A 17,601-nucleotide genomic window follows, 5' to 3' on the forward strand; every position below is an offset into this window, starting at 1 on the left:
GCGGCGTCCGACGCCGCTTTCGACGTTCGGGGCTGCGGCTTTCGATAGCGCGCGCCCCTATGCAGGATCAGCATCATGAGCAAAGCTCGCGCAGTGGGGAGCGCCACGCTCCTTTTCGTCGGCATGGCCGGAAGCCTTGGGGGCCTCGGGGCCCTCGTCTTTGAGGAGATCGCCAGCCTTGCGGTCTACGGCGTCGGCGTGACGGCCGGAGCCGCCTGGCTCTCCATCGGAACCTACAGGACGGAGAGGGCGGCCCAGGCCGAGAAGGCTCCTCCGCCGGAAGCCTGACGCCAGGCGCCCGAATCCGAACGCCGCGGGAGGCGGATCCGGCGCGCTCATGCGCCGTCAGCCTTCCGCGGCCCCGAGGGTCGTCAGACCGAGGAGGCCAGGTGCCCCATAACGTGTCTCTCATCGCCACCATCGTCGCGGGGCTTGGACTCGCCTTCATCTTCGGCGTCCTGGCCCATCGCCTCCGGCTCTCGCCGCTGATCGGCTACCTCGTCGCCGGCATCGCGATCGGACCCTTCACCCCCGGCTATGTGGCGGACCAGGCGCTCGCGCCGCAGCTGGCCGAGATCGGCGTCATCCTGCTGATGTTCGGCGTGGGCCTGCACTTCTCCCTCGCCGACCTGATGCGGGTCCGGGCCATCGCCGTGCCGGGCGCCGTCGGGCAGATCGCCATCGCGACCCTGATGGGGATGGGGCTCGCCTACGGGCTGGGCTGGAGCATGGGCGCGGGGCTGGTCTTCGGCCTCGCCTTGTCGGTGGCGAGCACGGTGGTCCTGCTGCGGGCGCTGCAGGAGCGGCGGCTGGTCGAATCCGAGCGGGGACGCATCGCCGTCGGCTGGCTCATCGTGGAGGACCTCGCGATGGTCCTCACGCTGGTGCTGCTGCCCGCCGTGGCGGAGCTTCTCGGCGGACGCGCGGCCGCAAGCCATGGCGACGGGCTCGCCGCCCTGCTGGCGCACGACAACATCGCCGGATTATTGGCGTTGACCCTCCTGAAGGTCGCCGCCTTCGTCGTCCTGATGCTGGTCGTCGGGCGCCGGGTGATCCCCTGGGTCCTGCATTATGTCGCCCATACGGGCTCGCGCGAGCTGTTCCGCCTGGCCGTCATGTCGATCGCGCTCGGCGTGGCGTTCGGCTCGGCCGAGCTCTTTGGCGTGTCCTTCGCGCTGGGCGCCTTCTTCGCCGGGATGATCCTGGCGGAAAGCCATCTGAGCCATCAGGCCGCCCAGGAAACCCTGCCCCTGCGGGACGCCTTCGCTGTCCTGTTCTTCGTCTCGGTCGGCATGCTCTTCGACCCCGGCGCGCTGGTGCGCCAGCCGCTGGCCGTGGCGGCCACGGTCCTGATCATCGTGCTCGGGAAGTCGCTGGCGGCCTTCGCCATCGTGATCGCCTTCCGGCATCCGCCCAGAACCGGCCTCACCATCGCGGCCAGCCTCGCGCAGATCGGCGAGTTCTCGTTCATCCTGGCCGGGCTCGGCGTCGACCTGGAGATCCTCCCGCCCGCCGGGCGCGATCTCATCCTGGCCGGCGCCATCATCTCCATCCTGCTCAACCCGCTTCTGTTCGCCATCCTGGACCGGCTGCCGTCCGCGGCCGTCGCGGCGGCCGCGCCCGGCGACGAGGCCAAGCCGGACCTGCCGCCCGCCACCACGCTGACCGACCACGCGGTGCTGGTGGGCTATGGCCGCGTCGGCAGCCTCGTCGGCGGCGCGCTGCGGGCCGCGGGGGCGCCTGTCCTGGTCGTGGAGGAGCAGGACCGCCTGGTCGAGAAGGCGAGGGCGGACGGCGTGGAGGCCATCCTCGGCTCCATCAACCAGCGCGGCATGTTCGAGGCGGCGAACCTCCGCGGCGCCCGGTGGCTCGTATCCGCCATCCCCAACCCGTTCGAGGCCGGCAACCTGTTCGAGGCCGCCCGAGACCTGAACCCGGACCTGCGCATCGTGGCCCGGGCGCACTCGGACGCGGAGGAGGAGCACCTGCGCAAATACGGCGCGAAATTCGTGGTCGTCGGGGAGCGGGAGATCGCCCGGGAGATGCAGCAGTTCCTGCTGGCCGATCGGCTCCCCGCTCCCGACGCCTGAGAGCCGGCGGCCAGGCGAGGATCGGCGAGGGCGCGCCTCAGAGCACTTGGTCGAGGAAGGCGCGCGTGCGCGCCTCGCGCGGCCGGTCGAACAGGACCGCCGGAGGGCCGTCCTCGACGATCACCCCGCCGTCGGTGAAGTAGACGTGGTCTGCGATCTCGCGGGCGAAGCCCATTTCGTGGGTGACCAGGATGCAGGTCATGCCCTCGGCGGCGAGGTCGCGGATGGTCACCAGCACCTCCTTCTTGGTCTCCGGGTCCAGGGCCGCCGTCACCTCGTCGAACAGCATGACCTTGGGGTTCATCGCCAGCGACCGCGCGATGGCGACCCGCTGCTGCTGCCCTCCCGACAGTTCGCCTGGATAGCTGGCGAGCTTGTCGGAGAGCCCGACCTTGGCCAGCAGCGCCCGCGCGCGCGTCTCCACGGCGGCCTTGTCCTGTTTCAGCACGTGGATGGGCGCCATCATCACGTTCTGCAAGGCCGTCTTGTGCGGGAACAGATTGTATTGCTGGAAGACGATGCCGACGTCCCGCCGCAGGGCGAGCTTGTCGAGCTTCGGGTCGTTCACCTCCCGGCCGGCCACGGTGATCGACCCCTTGGTGATGGGCGCGAGGCCGTTGATGCAGCGAAGCAGCGTCGACTTGCCCGATCCCGACGGGCCGATGATGCAGGCCGTCTCGCCCCGGCGGACCGTCAGGCTGACATGCTTCAGCACCTGGAGCGCGCCGATGAACTTCTCCAGGCCGTCGATCACGACGACGGGTTCGCCCAGGCGATGGCCTGCGGACATGCGGTCAGGCCTCCACATTGAAGCGGCGTTCCATCGCCAGGGTGACCCGGGCGATGGGGTAGCAGTAAGCGAAGAACATCAGGAGCAGCATCAGATACATCGGGATCATCAGCTCGGGCCGGCTCTCCGCCACCAGCGCGGCGCGCGTCACCGTCAGGCCGTCCTGGATCCCGACCACGGAGATCAGCGTCGTCGCCATGGTGAGGATGGCGTACATGTTCATCCAGGGCGGGATCATGCGCTTCAGCGCCTGGGGCAGGATGATCATCCAGAGCGTCTGGCGGCGCGTGAAGGCCAGCGCCTCGGCCGATTCCCATTGTCCTTCCGGCAGGGACTGGACGCCGCCGCGCACGATCTCGGCGATGTTGGCCGCCACCGGGAGAGCGAGGCCGACCACCGCCTTGGCCCAGGCCGGCAGCGGGATCGCGAGGCCGCCGATGCGGACTTCGTAGGGCAGCAGGAACATGGCGTAGAACAGCAGCACCAGCCATGGCGCGTTGCGGAAGAACTGCGTCACTCCCCAGGCGGACTTGCGCACCGGCGCCAGGATCGAGATCTGGGCCAGGCCGAGCATCAGGCCGGCGACCGTGCCCAGCGCCATGGACAGGACGCTGATCAGGACGTTGAACAGGAAGCCCTGGAAGATCAGCGGCGCCCATCGCAGCAGGACGGTCGCGGCGGCGTCCCGGCCGCCGGGTCCGACCGCCTGGGCGAGCGCGACGGAGGCCCCGAACGACGCCGCCAGGACGGCGAGCGCCCCGGCGCCGAGCAGCACGGGGGCGGCGAGCCCCATGGACGGCAGGGGAGCGGCTGGCCTGAACGGCAGCAGGACCGGCAGGTCGGTGCGGGCCGGTTTGCTCATCGGGAGTAACCCGGGATGCGCAGGATCCGCTCCCACCCGCTCATGACCCAGACGAGCAGGGCCACGAGGCCCACATAGGTCACGAGCAGCACGTTCATCATCTCGCGCACGTTCAGCACCTCGGACCAGATCTGCGACGCCGCGTAGAGCAGCTCCGGCGTCCCGATGGCGTAGGCGAGGGTGGTCGTCTTCACCAGGTTCACGAGGTTGTTGTTCAGCGCCGGCAGGCAGATCCGGAACGCGAGAGGCAGGACCACATAGGCGTATTGCTGCAGGCGCGAATAGCCGAGCGACTCGGCGGCCTCCACGGTCGCCTGCGGCACGGCCTCGATCCCCGCCCGAAAGATCTCGACATTGAACGCGCCGGCGAACAGCGAGAACGAGATGATGGCCCATCCGGCCCCCGAGATCAGGGCCGAGCGCCCGCCGAAGCCGTCCCCGACCGTCGGGATCAGGCTCGCCACGGCGAAGTAGAAGAAGGCGAGCTGCACCAGCGGCGGCGTGTTCCTGAAGAACTGCACATAAGCGCGAACCAGGAGGCGTCCCAGCCGGGATCGCCCGCCCGCGATCCAGGCGCCGAGAAGGCCGAGCGCCAGCGACGCCAGGATCGAGCAGACGCACAGATACAGCGTCGTCCACAGCCCGGTGAGGAAGCGGGCCCGGTCGAACGGGTCATAGAAGATCGAGAAGTTCCACCCATGCGCCTCGTTCAGCCAGATAAAGAAGTCAGCGATCACGTGCGGAACCGGCTCGGGAGGAAGGCGGGCGCGCGGCGTCGCGCGTTCAAGAAACGAGACCGGCGGCCGTTCGAGGGCCGCCGGCCGCCGGCAGGGTCAGGACGCGGATTTCAGCTTCTGGTTCATCTCGATGAGATACGGGCTCTGCTTGATGCCCCACTTCCGCTCCAGTTCCAGGAGCTTGCCGCTCTTGTGCCAGTCCACCGACATGTCCTTGACGAGCTTGCCGAACGGCGCGTCCATGTCCTCCAGCCGGATCCCGACGGCCCAGAGCTGGGGATCCTCGGAGGCGAGCGGCATCTCGTAAGTCGCCCATTTCGGATCGCCGGCGGCCAGCGTCGAGACGATCAGCGTGTCGTCGAACAGGAAGGCCACGCAGTTATTGCCCTGGAGGGCGTTCAGCGCGTCGGGCACGGACGGGAAGACCACGAGCTCCGGCGCGTAGAGCTGGGTGACCCGGCGATTGTAGTAGGCGCCCTGCACCGCGCAGACCTTCCGCCCCTTCAGATCCGCCCATTGCTTCAGGTTGGCGCTCTTGGGCGCCATCACATTGGTCGCGCCGGCGTAGTAGTTCGGCTCCACCATGCCGACGACCTTCCGGCGCTCGGGCGTGTCGCCCATCGTGGCGATCACCATGTCGATGCGGCCCTGCCGCAGGAACTCCATCCGGTTCGCCGCGATCACCGGGACCGTCTCGAGCTTCACGCCGACCTTGTCGGCCACCGCCTTGGCGAGGTCGATTTCGAGCCCGACGATCTGGCCGGAGGGGTCCAGAAAGCCCCAGGGCTTGTAGTCGTTCTTCACCCCGACGGTGAGGACGCCCTTCTCCTTGATCTTGGCCAACGAGTCCTGGGCGTAAGCCGGCGCCGAGGCCAGCAATGCGACGCAGGCGAGGGCCAGCGCGGTGATCCGTTTCATGGCTTCGATCCCTTCTTGTCGTTGTCGCTAGAGTTTCGATGGATGGCTTTTGCGATTTGACCTGGTGCGACGTGTTCTTGACGACTAGCGCCAAACCGCCGGCTGGCGCGCGCCGCGCTCGGCGCGCGGCGGATGGTGGAAGCGGGCGCGGAACGCGCGGGAGAAATGGCTCGCGCTCGAAAAGCCGCAGACCACCGCGACCTCGAGGACCGAAAGGCTGGTCTGACGCAGGAGGTCGCGGGCGCGATCCAGCCTCAGGCCGAGATAATGTTCGCCCAGCGAATGGCCCAGATGCGTGCGAAACAGCCGCTCCAGCTGGCGCAAGGACACCCCGGCGCTGCGGGCCAGCTCCGCCCGGGGGAGCGGCGCCTCGAGATTCTGCTCCATTCGCTCGACCACGCGCAGCAGCGGGGCGTGGCTCACGCCCAGCCGCTCCCGCAGCGGCATTCGTTGCGGTCCCGCGCCTTCCCGGACATGGGTTTGCAGGAACCACTCGCTGACCGCGAGGGCCAGCTCGCTGCCATGCTCGCGCGCGATGACGGCGTGCATCATGTCGAGCGGAGCGGTGCCGCCGCTGCAGGTCAGCCGGTCCCGGTCGATCTCGTAGAGGGACCGCCGCAGGTCGAGTTCCGGATAATCCTCCAGCAGCGCCGGCGCGTGCTCCCAGTGGATGGTGAACCGGTAGCCCGTCAGGAGATTGGCCCTCGCCAGGATGTAGGACCCGCCCGAAACGCCGCCGATGCGGGCCCCGCGACGGGCCTGCTGGCGAAGAAAGGCGAACACGGCCGCGTTCCGGAAGGCGGCGGGATTGCCGCCGGCGCAGACGATCAGGCAGTCGAAGCGCACGTCGTCGCCGACGCTGACGTCGGGCCTGATCTCCACCCCGTTGGACGCCTGGGCGGGCGATCCGTCGATCGAGACATGGCTCCAGCGATAGAGCGGCCGGCCGGAGAGCCTGTTGGCGGCGCGCAGCGGTTCGATCGCGCTGGCGTAGGGCAGCAGCGCGAAGTCGGGGATGAGCAGGAACCCCACATGGGTGGGCGGCGGGGAAGCAAGCCCGTCGCTGGAGGTCAAACGCGCGTCGCTGGCGGTCATGTCCGCGATGCTACGTTCGGCAATCTGCCCGGAGCAAGCCTCGCCCGCCGGGCAGGGCGCACCCGGACCCTGCTCTGATGCGCTATTCGATCTTCTCCCTGGCCGCGCAGGCCCTGAAGGGCAACCGCGGCTGGGCGCCGGCCTGGCGCGACGCGGCTCCCAAGCCCGAATACGACGTCGTGATCGTCGGCGGGGGCGGACACGGGCTGGCGACCGCGCACTACCTGGCGAGCCGCCACGGCGTGACCAACGTCGCCGTGGTCGAGAAGGGCTATGTCGGGTCCGGCAATGTCGGCCGGAACACCACCATCATCCGCTCCAACTACTTGCTGCCGGGCAACACGACCTTCTACGAGCTGTCCCTGAAGCTCTGGGAAGGGCTGGAGCAGGACATCAACTTCAACGCCATGGTGAGCCAGCGCGGCGTGCTGAACCTCTACCACTCCGACAGCCAGCGCGACGCCTACGCCCGTCGCGGCAACGCCATGCGGCTGGCCGGCGTCGACGCCGAACTGCTCGGCCGCGAACAGGTCCGGGCGATGCTCCCCTTCCTCGACTACGACAATGGCCGGTTCCCGATCCAGGGCGGGCTGCTGCAGCGGCGCGGCGGCACGGTCCGGCACGACGCCGTCGCGTGGGGCTACGCCCGCGCCGCCGATCGCCGCGGCGTCGACATCATCCAGCATTGCGAGGTGACCGGGATCTCGGTCCAGAATGGCCAGGTCACCGGGGTGGAGACCACGCGCGGCCCCATCCGCGCCCGCAAAGTGGCGCTGGCCGCGGCCGGCAATTCCAGCCGCGTCGCCGCCATGGCGGGGCTGCGCCTGCCGATCGAGAGCCACGTCCTGCAGGCCTTCGTGTCGGAAGGCGTCAAGCCGCTCATCGACACCGTCGTCACCTTCGGGGCCGGGCACTTCTACATCAGCCAGTCCGACAAGGGCGGGCTGGTCTTCGGCGGCGACATCGACATGTACAATTCCTACGCCCAGCGGGGAAATCTCCCCACCGTGGAGGACGTCATGGAATCCGGCATGGCGGTCTGGCCCGGGCTCGGCCGCGTGCGGATGCTGCGCCAGTGGGGCGGGATCATGGACATGTCCATGGACGGCTCGCCCATCATCGACCACACGCCCGTCCAGGGCCTCTACCTCAACTGCGGCTGGTGCTATGGCGGCTTCAAGGCCACGCCCGCCTCGGGCTTCTGCTTCGCCCACCTGATCGCCCGCGACGAGCCGCACGAGGTCGCTGCGCTGCTTCGGCTCGACCGGTTCGCCACGGGCCGCGTCATCGACGAGCGGGGCGCCGGCGCCCAGCCCAATCTCCATTGAGCCAGCCAGGACCACGACCATGAGAATCGCTTGTCCTCACTGCGGCTCGCGGGATGCGCAGGAGTTCACCTACCGGGGCGACGCCGCGCCGCGCCGCCCATCAGCCGACGCGCCCGCCGAGGCGATGTTCGACTACGTCTATCTCAGGGACAATCCGGCCGGGCCGCTGCGCGAGCTCTGGCGCCACAGCGCCGGCTGCCACGCCTGGCTGGTGGTGACGCGCGACACCCGCACGCACGCCATCTCGGACGTTCAGGCGGCCCGGCCCGCCCGCAAGGGAGCCGCGGCATGATCCCTCAGCCGCATCGGGCGCCGCGGGGCGGCCAGATCGACCGCAGCCTCACCCTCGCGTTCCGGTTCGACGGGCGCGACTACGCCGGCCATGCGGGCGATACGCTGGCCTCCGCGCTGCTGGCCAACGGCGTCCGGCTCGTCGGGCGGTCGTTCAAGTATCACCGGCCGCGGGGCTTCCTGTCGGCCGGGCCCGAGGAGCCCAACGCCCTCGTGGAGCTGCGGACGGGCGCCCGGCGGGAGCCGAACACCCGCGCCACCACGGCCGAGCTCTTCGACGGGCTGGAGGCGCGCAGCCAGAACCGCTGGCCCTCGCTCGCCTTCGACCTGATGGCCGTGAACGGCCTCGCCGGACCGCTGTTCAGCGCCGGCTTCTACTACAAGACCTTCATGTGGCCGGCGAGCTTCTGGGAAAAGGTCTACGAGCCCCTCATCCGCAAAGCCGCGGGCCTCGGCCGGGCGGCCGGGGCCGAGGATCCCGACCATTACGAGAAGGCCTTCGCATTCTGCGACGTGCTGGTGGTCGGCGCCGGCCCGGCGGGCCTCGCCGCCGCGCTCGCGGCGGGCCGCTCGGGCGCGCGGGTGATCCTGTGCGAGCAGGACTTCGAGCTGGGTGGCCGGCTCCTGTCCGACAGGCGCGTGATCGACGGGCGTCCGGCCGGCGACTGGGCGCGGGATGTCGTCGCCGAGCTGGAAAGCCTGCCCGGCGTCACCATCATGCGGCGGACCACCGTCTACGGCGCCTTCGACCACGGGATCTTCGGCGCGGTCGAGCGCGTGGCGGACCACCTTCCGACCCCGCCGCCGTTCCAGCCGCGGCAGCGCGCCTGGCGCATCGTCGCCCGGCGGAGCGTCCTGGCGTCGGGCGCCATCGAGCGGCCGGTGGTCTTCGCCGGCAACGACACGCCCGGCGTCATGCTGGCGGGTTCGGTGCGCAGCTACGTCAACCGGTTCGCCGCCCTTCCGGGGCGCGAGGCCGTGGTCTTCGCCACCAACGACGAAGCCTGGTCGACGGCCCGCGATCTCGCGGCGTCCGGCGTCCGCGTGGCGGCGATCGTGGACCCCCGGCCGGAGACGGCGCCCGCCCTCGTGGCGCTGGCGCGCGAAACCGGGGCCGCGCTGCACGCCGGCGCAGTCGTCAGCGCCGCCTCGGGCGGCCGCGCGCTCCGCAGCGTCGCCGTGAGGGACGCGCAGGGCCGCGAGCACGCGGTCGCCTGCGATCTCCTGGCCGTGTCCAACGGCTGGAACCCGGCCCTGCACCTCACCTCGCACCAGAACAACAAGCCCGTCTGGGATCCGGCGATCGAGGCCTTCGTTCCCGACGCCCTGCCGCCGGGCATGAGCGTCGCCGGCGCCGCCGCGGGGCGTTACGCTCTGGGCGACATTTTGGCCGCCGGCGCGCGTCTCGGCGGCGAGGCGGCTTCCGCCTGCGGCTTTGCGGCCGCGGCGGTCGAGCCATGGGAGGCCGATCCGGAGCCGGTCGCGTCGGCCTCGCGCTGGCGCGTCGCGGGCGGCAAGGGCAAGGCCTTCGTCGACTTCCAGAACGACGTCACCGACGCCGACATCGCGCTCTCCGCCCGGGAGGGCTATCGCTCCGTCGAACACCTGAAGCGCTACACCACGCTCGGCATGGCGACCGACCAGGGCAAGACCTCGAACCTCCCAGGGCTCGCCCTGATGGCCGAGCAGACGGGCCGCTCCATCCCGGAGACCGGGACCACGATCTTCCGGCCGCCTTATACGCCGGTGGCGATCGGCGCTCTGGCGGGCCATCACCGCGGCCGGGACTTCCGCCCGCTCCGCCGCAGCCCCACCCATGCGTGGTCGCAGGAGCAGGGCGCGGTCTTCGTCGAGTCCGGCCTGTGGATGCGGGCGCAGTACTACCCGCGGCCCGGAGAGGCGGACTGGCTCGAAACCGTCAACCGCGAAGTGCTCGCGGTGCGCGGCGGGGTTGGGATCTGCGACGTCTCTACGCTCGGCAAGATCGACGTGCAGGGCGCCGACGCGGCGGAGTTCCTGGAGCGCGTCTACGTCAACCATTGGAAATCGCTGCCTGTCGGCAAGGCGCGCTATGGCGTCATGCTGCGCGAGGACGGCTTCGTGATGGACGACGGGACCACCTCCCGCCTGGGCGAGAGCCATTACCTTCTCACCACCACCACCGCCAACGCCGTAGGCGTGATGCAGCACCTGGAATTCTGCAGCGACGTGCTGTGGCCGGAGCTCGACGTCCGGCTCGTCTCCGTCTCCGAGCAATGGGCCCAGATGGCCGTCGCGGGCCCGAAGTCGCGCGAGCTGTTGCGCGCCGTGGTCGACGGCGCCCACGACCTCTCGAACGAGGCCATGCCCTATCTGGCCGCCCGCGAGGTCACAGTGGGCGGCGGCGTGCTGGCGCGCCTGTTCCGGATCTCGTTCTCGGGCGAGCTCGCCTACGAGATCGCGGTTCCGGCCGACCATGGATACGCGCTCGCGACCGCCCTGACCGAGGCCGGCCGGCCGCTCGGCGTCACGCCCTATGGGCTGGAGGCCATGGGGGTGATGCGCATCGAGAAGGGCCACGCGGCCGGCGGCGAGCTGAACGGCCAGACCACCGCGCGCGACCTCGGCCTCGGGCGCATGATGTCGTCCAAGAAGGATTATATCGGACGCGTGATGGCCGGCCGCGAGGCGCTCGTGGCTCCGGACAGGCCGATCCTGGTCGGGCTGAAGCCCGTCGACCCGAGCCAGCGGCTGCGCGCCGGCGCGCACTTCATCGAGGTCGGCCAGCCGGCCACGATGGCGAACGACCAGGGCCACGTGACCTCGGTGGCCTTCTCGCCGAATCTCGGCTGCTGGATCGGGCTTGGCCTCCTCGCCAACGGGACGAGCCGCATTGGCGGGCGCATGCGGGCCTACGACCCCGTCCGCAACGGCGACGTCGAGGTCGAGATCTGCGGTCCCGTGTTCTTCGATCCGGAAGGAACCCGCCTCCATGGTTGAGATGGTTTTGGCGCGTTGGACCCGGCGCAGTCCCTGGGCGGACGTCGCCGCCCCTGGCCGCATCGGCCCGGGCGGCGCGCCCGGCGTGACCATCGAGGCCCTGCAGGGGCTCGGGCTCGCCATGCTGATCGTCGCCGGCGAGGGCCGTCCGGCTCTGGCCGGGGCGATCGCCGGGCGGCTCGGGATCGCTCTGCCGGAGACACCGCTCATCCGCCGCGCGGGGTCCTTTGCGGCGGCCTGGGCCGGCCCGGACCGTTGGATGCTCGTGGCCGACGATCGCGACGCGCTCCGGTCCGCTTGCGCGGACCTGGAGGAGCTGGCCGCCGTGTCGGAGCAGAGCGACGGCTGGGCGGCGCTGCGCCTGTCCGGGCCGGCCGTCCGGCGCGCGCTGGCCAAGGGCTTCATCATCGACCTGCACCCCGCCGCCTTCGGGGACGGCGCCGTCGCGCTGACGGCGGTCGCCCACATGAACGTGGCGATCTGGCGCGAAGGGGAGACCTTCACGATCCTGGTCCCGCGCAGCATGGCGGGGAGCTTCTGGTCCTGGCTGTCGGCCTCCGCGGCGGAGTTCGGCTGCGACGTCCGAGGCTGAACCGTCGGCGAACCGGCGTCGGTTTCGCCGCCGCCCATGTCGCAATCCGGCCGCCCGCCTTGGCGCGCGGCGGGAACAATACCGGCCGACGCCGCATGCGAGATCCCGATGAGCGAGACCTCCTACGACCCCAAATCCGTGGCCGGCAAGCCCTGGGTCGCCGCCGAGCACGTCCAGCTCCTCGTCGTCGGAGGCGGGCGAGCGGGACTGACGGCGGCCATCGCGGCGGCCCGGGGCGGCCTGTCGGTCGTGCTCGTGGACGAGAACCCCGTCTCGGCTACCGGCATGGGAGACGAGGTCCCGCTGCATTACGGGCAGGGCATGACGGCCGCGGTCCGCAACGCCAACGCCATGATGGAGGCCTTCATCGCGTCCGAGCCCCTGATCGAGGAGGCGTTCGAAGCCGGCGTCGACGTCCGGCTGCGGACGTCCTGCTGGGGCCTCTACGGCAAGGGGCCGGGCGCCGCGTGGCTGCCCGACAGCATCGCCGGGTTGTCCAACCCCGAGCGGGCGTGGCTCATGACCGCCGAGCACGTGATCGTCGCCGCGGGCCGGCGCGACATGGGGCTCGCCTTCCCGGGCTGGGAGAAGCCCGGCGTCATGGGAGCGACCGCCGCGGTGGCGCTCGCGCGCCGCTATGGGGCGCTCGCGCCGCGCCGGGTGGTCGTACTGGGCTCGTCCGCCGACGCTCTCCACGCCGCCCTCGCGCTGGAGGACGCCGGGGTGAGCGTGGCCGCCATCGTCGAGCAGGCCGCCGCGCCCGTCGGGCCCGCGGACCTCGTCGAGGCCCTGCGGGCGGGCGGAACCGAGATCCTGTTCCGGCGCGTCGTCCGGGAGGCGGTCGGCGAGAGCGTCGAGGCCGTGCTCGTGGCTCAGATCGACGCAGCGGGCCGGAGCGTCGGACCCGAGACGCGCATCACCTGCGACGGGGTCGTGCTCGCGGTCGGCGCCACGCCGGTGATCGACTTGCTCGATGCGCTCGGCTGCCGCACGGCGTTCCAGCCGGAACGGGGCGGCTATGCTCCTGTCGTCGACGCCGACCAGCACACCTCGCTGGCCACCGTCTTCGCCATCGGGGACTGCGCCGGGGTCTGGCCGTCGAAGACCCTGGACATGTCGGTCGCCGAAAACGAGGCCCGTCGCGCGGTCGCCGCCATCCTCGCCGCCCGGGGAGCGCCTGCGGGCGCCGCCGCAACGCCGCCCGGCCCTGACGAGCCCGCCTATGACCTGTCCGCCTATCGGCTCGACTGGGTGCGGGCGAGCGTCGTCGAGGCCAGGGCCGAGGTCCAGGTCTGCCAGTGCGAGGAGGTGACGGCGCGCGAACTGATCGAGGTTCGTCCGCCGCGCTACCTGGACTGGACCACGGAGCGACGCAACGACCGCTCACTGGCGGCGCTGCTGGGGGAGGGGCCGCCCCATCCCGACCAGGTGAAGCGCCTGACGCGCGCCGGCATGGGGCCCTGTCAGGGCCGCCGGTGCCGCGAGCAGGTGTCCGCGCTCCTCGCCCTGAGCGGCGCGGCGCCGCTGTCCGCCGTGCCGCTGGCCAGCTATCGCGCGCCCGTCCGGCCGATCCCGCTGTCCCTGGCGGGCCAATTGCCGGAGCCGCCCGAGCAGGCCGAGCACTGGGACACGTGGTTCGGCATGCACGCCCAGTATGTGCCGTTCTGGGAGGTTCCGGAGCGCTACACGGTGACGACGGGGCGGGGATCCGGCCCCGTGGCCAGCGAGTGAGGGCGCAATGAACGAACCGCAGGGCGCGTCCGTGGTCATCGTCGGCGGCGGCGTCACCGGCCTCAGCGCCGGCTGGTGGCTGGCGCGCGAGGGCGTGGATGTCCTCGTGATCGACAAGGGCATGGTGGGCTGGGAGGCGTCCGGCCGCAACGGGGGAGGGTGCTCGCACCATTTCTCGCCCTTGTTCGCCGAGGAGCAGCGCCTCTGGCCGATGATGGACGAGCTGCTCGGCTATCCCACCGAGTTTCGTCCCCACCGGATCCGGCTCGCCGGTTCGGCCGAGCAGATGGAGCTCTATGGCCGCGCGGTGCGCAACGCGGCGCGCCAGGGATTCGCGTCGGAAGAGCTGGACGCCATGCAGATCCGCGAGCTCGTGCCGCTGGCGGGCGACACCATGGTGGGCGGCTACCTCTATCGGTTCGGCGGCCACGCCAACCCGCACCGCACGCTGCAAGGCTACGCCTGGGCGATGCAGGACCATGGCGGCCGCGTCATGCAGCATTGCAGCGTGAGCGGCTTCGACGTCGCCGGAGGGCGGGTCAAGGCCGTGCTGACGGATCGTGGCCCGATCGCCTGCGAGCATGTCGTGATCGCGGCCGGCCCCTCGACGGGTCGGCTCTCCGCCATGCTTGGGCAGGACGTGCCGATGGTCGCCGCCCGGGCGGAGATGATCGTCACCGAGGCGCTGCCGCTGATGCCCTATGGCGGGGTGGACGGCAACGGCCTCTATGGCCGGCAGACCCTGCGCGGCAACCTCGCCTATGGGGGCGGCCCGCATGAATGGCTTGATACGCCGGCTGAGGGCGCGCCCGCAAAGCCGAGCACGCCGCTGATGGGCCCGATCGGCCGTCGCCTGGCCGAGCTGCTGCCCAAGGCCGCGCATGCGCGCATCATCCGCTCCTGGGCCGGCGTGATCGAGAACACGCCCGATGGACGGCCGGTGATCGATCGGCTCTCGACCGTGGCGAACGCCACCGTGGCGACGTTGTCCAGCATCGGCTTCGGACTGTCCCCCGCCAGCGGGCGCGCCATCCGGGACCTCGTGGTCGACGGCGCGTGCAGTTTCGCCGACATCTCCACGTTCAGGCTGGAGCGTTTCGCCGACCTTGAGCCCAACTGGCGCGAGTTGCAGGGCTGGAGGGCGAAGGCGGCCGAGGAGTCCGAAGCGGCCTGACCCCGGTCATCCGAGGGGTTCGGCGAGCAGGTCCATCAGCCCGGCCGGACTGTTGGCGTCGCCCAGCTCCTGGACCGCCGCCGCGATCCTGAGGCGCCGGGCTCGGGCGAGGCCTCCGGCGAGCGCCTCATACTTGGCCAAGACCTCGCCATCCGAGAGCGGCGCGTCGGGATCGCCCCGCGCCGGCGTCAGGGCGCTCCCATGGCGCGCCCCGTTCTTGAGTGCGATGGTCACTCGGGCGAGGCGCTGGGCCGGGAACGCCGCCGAGCAGGCGGGGTCCTCGCGCAGGGCGATGCGCTCCAGCATGGCCAGGATGGCGGGGTCGCCCAGGCCGTCGTCGGCGATCTCGGCCGCCCCCAGCGTGCCGCGCGCCAGGAAGGCCGCCAGCGGGAACCCGAGCGCATATTGCGCCGCCTCGGTCGTGGCCGGCGGCGCGCAGCCGAGCCGCACGGCTTCGGCGAAGCTCTCCACCTCGACCGCCTTGATGTCGTCCGGGCCAAGCCCGTGCTCGGCGACGAGCGCGGCCGCGGCCTCCACGGCCGGCTGCGCCCATCGGCAGACCGGATAGGGCTTGAAATACTGCTCCCCGATGCGCCAGCGCGAGCCGAGATCGGCCCAGAGATCGGCCTGGTCGTCGGCCTCCAGCGTGATCGCGGGCGCGCCCGTGAAGCCGTCCCGCGCCAGATAGGCGGCCGAGACGCCCGCCAGCGCGCCCCAGCCCGAGCCGTCCTTCACCATGGTCGGATGGTCGATGCAGCGCATCATCTGGCTGCGCGGCCCGTGATATTCCGCGATGCCGAGCGCGTGGCGGGTCGCCTCGCCGTCGAGACCGAGCAGGCGCGCGCCCACGGCCGCGCAGGCGACCCCGTTCCAGGCGCCGGAGGTGTGGTAGTCCGCGACGCTGCGGTGCAGGGCGATCCCGGCGCGGATGGCCAGCTCGTAGCCGATCACGAGTCCGGTGAGGATCTCGCCGCCGGGGAGGCCGTCCTGGCGCTCCGCGTCCGCCACGGCGAGCAGCGCCGGCAGGATGGCGACGCCCGCATGCCCCTTGGTCAGGGCGTGGCCGTCATGGGCGTCGAAGGAGTCGATCGTCGACGCGCCCGCGAAGGCCGCGCCCGCCGCGCTGGCGCGCCGCCCGTCGAAGAGGAGGCGGGAGCCGCCGCCTTCGCCGGCGCCCAGGTTGCGGACGGCGAAACCGTGCGCGATCCGCGACAGGGCCGTGGACCTGCCGCTCGCCGCGACCCCGACGAGGTCCAGCAGGCAGCGCCGGGCCATGCGGACCACGCCGGCCGGCAGGTCGCCGAACCGCAGGTCGTGGATGAAGGCGAGCGGCGGCAGGGGCATGGCGGCGCCTCGCGGGATCAGATCAGGGACTGGTCCTTCAGGAACCCCGACGCGACCTCCTCGACGGACTTCTTGTCCACGTCCACCGAGGCGTTCAGCCGGGCCATGGTGGCGTCGTCCAGCTTGGCCGAGAGCGCGTTGAGGATCTCGGCGAGCTTCGGGTTCTTGTCCAGCGTCTCCTTGCGGACGACAGGCGTCATCGCGTAGGTGGGGAAATAGCCCTTGTCGTCGGTCAGGATCACGAAGTTGAAGGCCGGCACCCGGCCGTCGGTGGCGAAGACGAGGCCCACTTCGACCTGGGAATCCCGCAGCGCCTGGTAGACGAGGCCGGTGTCCATGCGCACCACGTTCTCGCGGCCGAACTCGAAGCCGTAGGCGGTCTGCAGGGGCCCAAGGCCGTCGGGACGGGCGTAGAACTCGGCGTTGCAACCGAATTTGGCGGTCATGCCGCCCTTCAGCTTGGCGGCGAGGTCCGACAGCGTCTTCACGCCCTTGGCCTCGGCGTCCGGCTTGCGCATGGCCAGCGCGTAGGTGTTGTTGGCCTTGGACGGGTTCAGCCAGACGAGGCCCTTGGCGGCGTCCAGCTCCTTGACCTTGGCGTAGGTGGCCGCGGCGTCGAGCTTGTCCGTCACTTTGTTGAAGGTAATCAGCGACGTGCCCGTGTACTCCCAGTAGAGGTCGACCTGGCCGGCCTCCTGCGCCTGCCGGAGCGGCGCGGTGCCCAGCCCGGCCCGCTTGTCGACCGTGAAGCCCTTGGCCTTGAGCAGCTGGGTGGTCATCTCGGCCATGATCTGCTGCTCGGTGAAGTTCTTGCCGCCGACCACGAGCGTCTGGGCGCCCGCCGCCAGAGGCAGGGCCGTCATCGCGAGGGCGGCTGCGGTGAGTGCAAGGAAGTGGCGTTTCAGCATGGTCGTTCCCCTTTTTTCGTAGTCGCCGCCGCTCATCGCAACGGATTGACGCCCCGCGGAACCAGCCAGAACTGCGCCTGGCCAATGGCGAAATCGACAGCCACGGCCAAGAGCGCGGTCGGGATCGCGCCGGCCAGCAGCATGGTGGGCTCCATCAGGTCGATGCCGGTGAAGATCAGCTCGCCGAGGCCGCCGCCGCCGATCAGGAAGGCCAGCGGCACGGTGCCGATATTGATCGCCATGGCGGTGCGCACGCCGGCCAGGATCACAAAGACCGCGTTGGGCAGCTCGACCCTTGTCAGGATCTGGCGCGGCTTCATGCCCATGCCGCGCGCCGCCTCGATCAGGTGCGAAGGCACCGAGCGCAGGCCCGCGACCGTGTTCAGCACGATGGGCAGCAGCGTCAGCACGAACAGGGCGAAGATGGCCGGCGGGGCGCCGATGCCGAGAAACGACATCGCGATGGCGATCAGCGCCAGCGTCGGGATGGTGGTGCCCAGATTGATCACCTGGGTCACCGCATCCGCATAGGCGGCGAAGCGCGGCCGGCTGAGCGCGATCCCGATCGGCAGTCCGACCAGGATGGCGAGCGCGCCGGATACGCCCGCCAGGGCGAGGTGGCCGCGGATGAGATACTGCACGTCGCCGCCGTAGCGCAGCAGCGACGGCAGGTATCCGCGCGCCTGGAGCCACGCGCCCAGGGCGAAAACGGCCAGGATCTGGAGAAACCGGAGCGCGCTTCGGAGCCCGGCCTGCGTCATC

General features: G+C 70.9%; 16 protein-coding genes. 8 read left to right on the forward strand and 8 right to left on the reverse strand.

All coding sequences use genetic code 11. The features are described 5' to 3' along the window. Positions 1-75: 75 nt before the first annotated feature. A complete protein-coding gene (locus ABEG18_RS09290; RefSeq protein ID WP_406857781.1) occupies positions 76-288 on the forward strand; it encodes a hypothetical protein in 213 nt (70 codons plus the stop codon). A 101-nt stretch (positions 289-389) separates the two neighbouring features. Next, positions 390-2,090 carry a YbaL family putative K(+) efflux transporter gene (gene ybaL, locus ABEG18_RS09295; protein WP_406857782.1) on the forward strand — a complete coding sequence of 567 codons (1,701 nt, stop codon included), beginning with the start codon at positions 390-392 and terminating at the stop codon, positions 2,088-2,090. Between the two features lie 37 nt (positions 2,091-2,127). On the opposite strand, the gene ABEG18_RS09300 is transcribed toward ybaL, so the two are convergent. The 5 genes from ABEG18_RS09300 to ABEG18_RS09320 all read right to left on the reverse strand — a co-directional run bounded on the left by ABEG18_RS09300 (position 2,128) and on the right by ABEG18_RS09320 (position 6,492). Further along, a complete protein-coding gene (locus tag ABEG18_RS09300) occupies positions 2,128-2,898 on the reverse strand; it encodes an amino acid ABC transporter ATP-binding protein (protein WP_406857783.1) in 771 nt (256 codons plus the stop codon). Then, positions 2,885-3,742 carry an amino acid ABC transporter permease gene (locus ABEG18_RS09305; protein WP_406857784.1) on the reverse strand — a complete coding sequence of 286 codons (858 nt, stop codon included), beginning with the start codon at positions 3,740-3,742 and terminating at the stop codon, positions 2,885-2,887. The genes ABEG18_RS09300 and ABEG18_RS09305 overlap by 14 nt, the downstream gene beginning before the upstream one ends. Then, positions 3,739-4,479, reverse strand: coding sequence for an amino acid ABC transporter permease (locus ABEG18_RS09310; RefSeq protein ID WP_406857785.1), 741 nt, complete (start codon positions 4,477-4,479; stop codon positions 3,739-3,741). The genes ABEG18_RS09305 and ABEG18_RS09310 overlap by 4 nt, the downstream gene beginning before the upstream one ends. Before the next feature lie 96 nt (positions 4,480-4,575). Next, positions 4,576-5,397 (reverse strand): transporter substrate-binding domain-containing protein, encoded by an 822-nt coding sequence (locus ABEG18_RS09315; protein ID WP_406857786.1) that lies wholly within the window; start codon positions 5,395-5,397, stop codon positions 4,576-4,578. Positions 5,398-5,481: 84 nt separating this feature from the next. Further along, positions 5,482-6,492, reverse strand: coding sequence for a GlxA family transcriptional regulator (locus tag ABEG18_RS09320; RefSeq protein ID WP_406857787.1), 1,011 nt, complete (start codon positions 6,490-6,492; stop codon positions 5,482-5,484). Between the two features lie 77 nt (positions 6,493-6,569). Here ABEG18_RS09320 and ABEG18_RS09325 point away from each other — a divergent pair, with 77 nt between their 5' ends. The 6 genes from ABEG18_RS09325 (at position 6,570) to ABEG18_RS09350 (ending at position 14,587) form a co-directional block, all read left to right on the forward strand. Beyond that, positions 6,570-7,820, forward strand: a complete 1,251-nt coding sequence (locus ABEG18_RS09325) for a sarcosine oxidase subunit beta family protein (RefSeq protein WP_406857788.1) — start codon at positions 6,570-6,572, stop codon at positions 7,818-7,820. A 19-nt stretch (positions 7,821-7,839) separates the two neighbouring features. After that, complete coding sequence (locus ABEG18_RS09330; protein WP_406857789.1) at positions 7,840-8,112, forward strand: sarcosine oxidase subunit delta; 273 nt, start codon at positions 7,840-7,842, stop codon at positions 8,110-8,112. After that, a complete protein-coding gene (locus ABEG18_RS09335) occupies positions 8,109-11,090 on the forward strand; it encodes a sarcosine oxidase subunit alpha family protein (RefSeq protein WP_406857790.1) in 2,982 nt (993 codons plus the stop codon). The genes ABEG18_RS09330 and ABEG18_RS09335 overlap by 4 nt, the downstream gene beginning before the upstream one ends. Continuing rightward, positions 11,083-11,682 (forward strand): sarcosine oxidase subunit gamma, encoded by a 600-nt coding sequence (locus ABEG18_RS09340; protein ID WP_406857791.1) that lies wholly within the window; start codon positions 11,083-11,085, stop codon positions 11,680-11,682. The genes ABEG18_RS09335 and ABEG18_RS09340 overlap by 8 nt, the downstream gene beginning before the upstream one ends. A gap of 108 nt (positions 11,683-11,790) precedes the next feature. Next, the gene (locus ABEG18_RS09345) at positions 11,791-13,413 is read left to right on the forward strand and encodes an FAD-dependent oxidoreductase (protein WP_406857792.1); all 1,623 of its coding nucleotides are present in this window, start codon (positions 11,791-11,793) and stop codon (positions 13,411-13,413) included. A gap of 7 nt (positions 13,414-13,420) precedes the next feature. After that, complete coding sequence (locus ABEG18_RS09350) at positions 13,421-14,587, forward strand: NAD(P)/FAD-dependent oxidoreductase (RefSeq protein WP_406857793.1); 1,167 nt, start codon at positions 13,421-13,423, stop codon at positions 14,585-14,587. 6 nt (positions 14,588-14,593) lie between these two features. On the opposite strand, the gene ABEG18_RS09355 is transcribed toward ABEG18_RS09350, so the two are convergent. Genes ABEG18_RS09355 through ABEG18_RS09365 form a run of 3 tightly spaced genes read right to left on the reverse strand, consistent with a single transcriptional unit; the run spans position 14,594 to position 17,600 of the window. Next, positions 14,594-15,931 (reverse strand): MmgE/PrpD family protein, encoded by a 1,338-nt coding sequence (locus ABEG18_RS09355; RefSeq protein WP_406857794.1) that lies wholly within the window; start codon positions 15,929-15,931, stop codon positions 14,594-14,596. A 17-nt stretch (positions 15,932-15,948) separates the two neighbouring features. Next, a complete protein-coding gene (locus ABEG18_RS09360; RefSeq protein ID WP_406857795.1) occupies positions 15,949-16,839 on the reverse strand; it encodes a glycine betaine ABC transporter substrate-binding protein in 891 nt (296 codons plus the stop codon). Positions 16,840-16,871: 32 nt separating this feature from the next. Further along, a complete protein-coding gene (locus tag ABEG18_RS09365; RefSeq protein WP_406857796.1) occupies positions 16,872-17,600 on the reverse strand; it encodes an ABC transporter permease in 729 nt (242 codons plus the stop codon). Position 17,601 lies beyond the last annotated feature (1 nt).

The organism is Alsobacter sp. KACC 23698 (assembly GCF_045348435.1).
Classification (GTDB): Bacteria; Pseudomonadota; Alphaproteobacteria; order Rhizobiales; family Beijerinckiaceae; genus Alsobacter.

Excerpts from the sequence above, each read along its gene's own strand:
- ABEG18_RS09290 (WP_406857781.1), top strand. The coding sequence starts at position 76 with ATGAGCAAAGCTCGCGCAGTGGGGAGCGCCACGCTCCTTTTCGTCGGC.
- ABEG18_RS09300 (WP_406857783.1), bottom strand. The coding sequence starts at position 2,898 with ATGTGGAGGCCTGACCGCATGTCCGCAGGCCATCGCCTGGGCGAACCC.
- ABEG18_RS09305 (WP_406857784.1), bottom strand. The coding sequence starts at position 3,742 with ATGAGCAAACCGGCCCGCACCGACCTGCCGGTCCTGCTGCCGTTCAGG.
- ABEG18_RS09315 (WP_406857786.1), bottom strand. The coding sequence starts at position 5,397 with ATGAAACGGATCACCGCGCTGGCCCTCGCCTGCGTCGCATTGCTGGCC.
- ABEG18_RS09320 (WP_406857787.1), bottom strand. The coding sequence starts at position 6,492 with ATGACCGCCAGCGACGCGCGTTTGACCTCCAGCGACGGGCTTGCTTCC.
- ABEG18_RS09325 (WP_406857788.1), top strand. The coding sequence starts at position 6,570 with ATGCGCTATTCGATCTTCTCCCTGGCCGCGCAGGCCCTGAAGGGCAAC.
- ABEG18_RS09330 (WP_406857789.1), top strand. The coding sequence starts at position 7,840 with ATGAGAATCGCTTGTCCTCACTGCGGCTCGCGGGATGCGCAGGAGTTC.
- ABEG18_RS09335 (WP_406857790.1), top strand. The coding sequence starts at position 8,109 with ATGATCCCTCAGCCGCATCGGGCGCCGCGGGGCGGCCAGATCGACCGC.
- ABEG18_RS09340 (WP_406857791.1), top strand. The coding sequence starts at position 11,083 with ATGGTTGAGATGGTTTTGGCGCGTTGGACCCGGCGCAGTCCCTGGGCG.
- ABEG18_RS09345 (WP_406857792.1), top strand. The coding sequence starts at position 11,791 with ATGAGCGAGACCTCCTACGACCCCAAATCCGTGGCCGGCAAGCCCTGG.
- ABEG18_RS09350 (WP_406857793.1), top strand. The coding sequence starts at position 13,421 with ATGAACGAACCGCAGGGCGCGTCCGTGGTCATCGTCGGCGGCGGCGTC.
- ABEG18_RS09355 (WP_406857794.1), bottom strand. The coding sequence starts at position 15,931 with ATGCCCCTGCCGCCGCTCGCCTTCATCCACGACCTGCGGTTCGGCGAC.
- ABEG18_RS09360 (WP_406857795.1), bottom strand. The coding sequence starts at position 16,839 with ATGCTGAAACGCCACTTCCTTGCACTCACCGCAGCCGCCCTCGCGATG.
- ABEG18_RS09365 (WP_406857796.1), bottom strand. The coding sequence starts at position 17,600 with ATGACGCAGGCCGGGCTCCGAAGCGCGCTCCGGTTTCTCCAGATCCTG.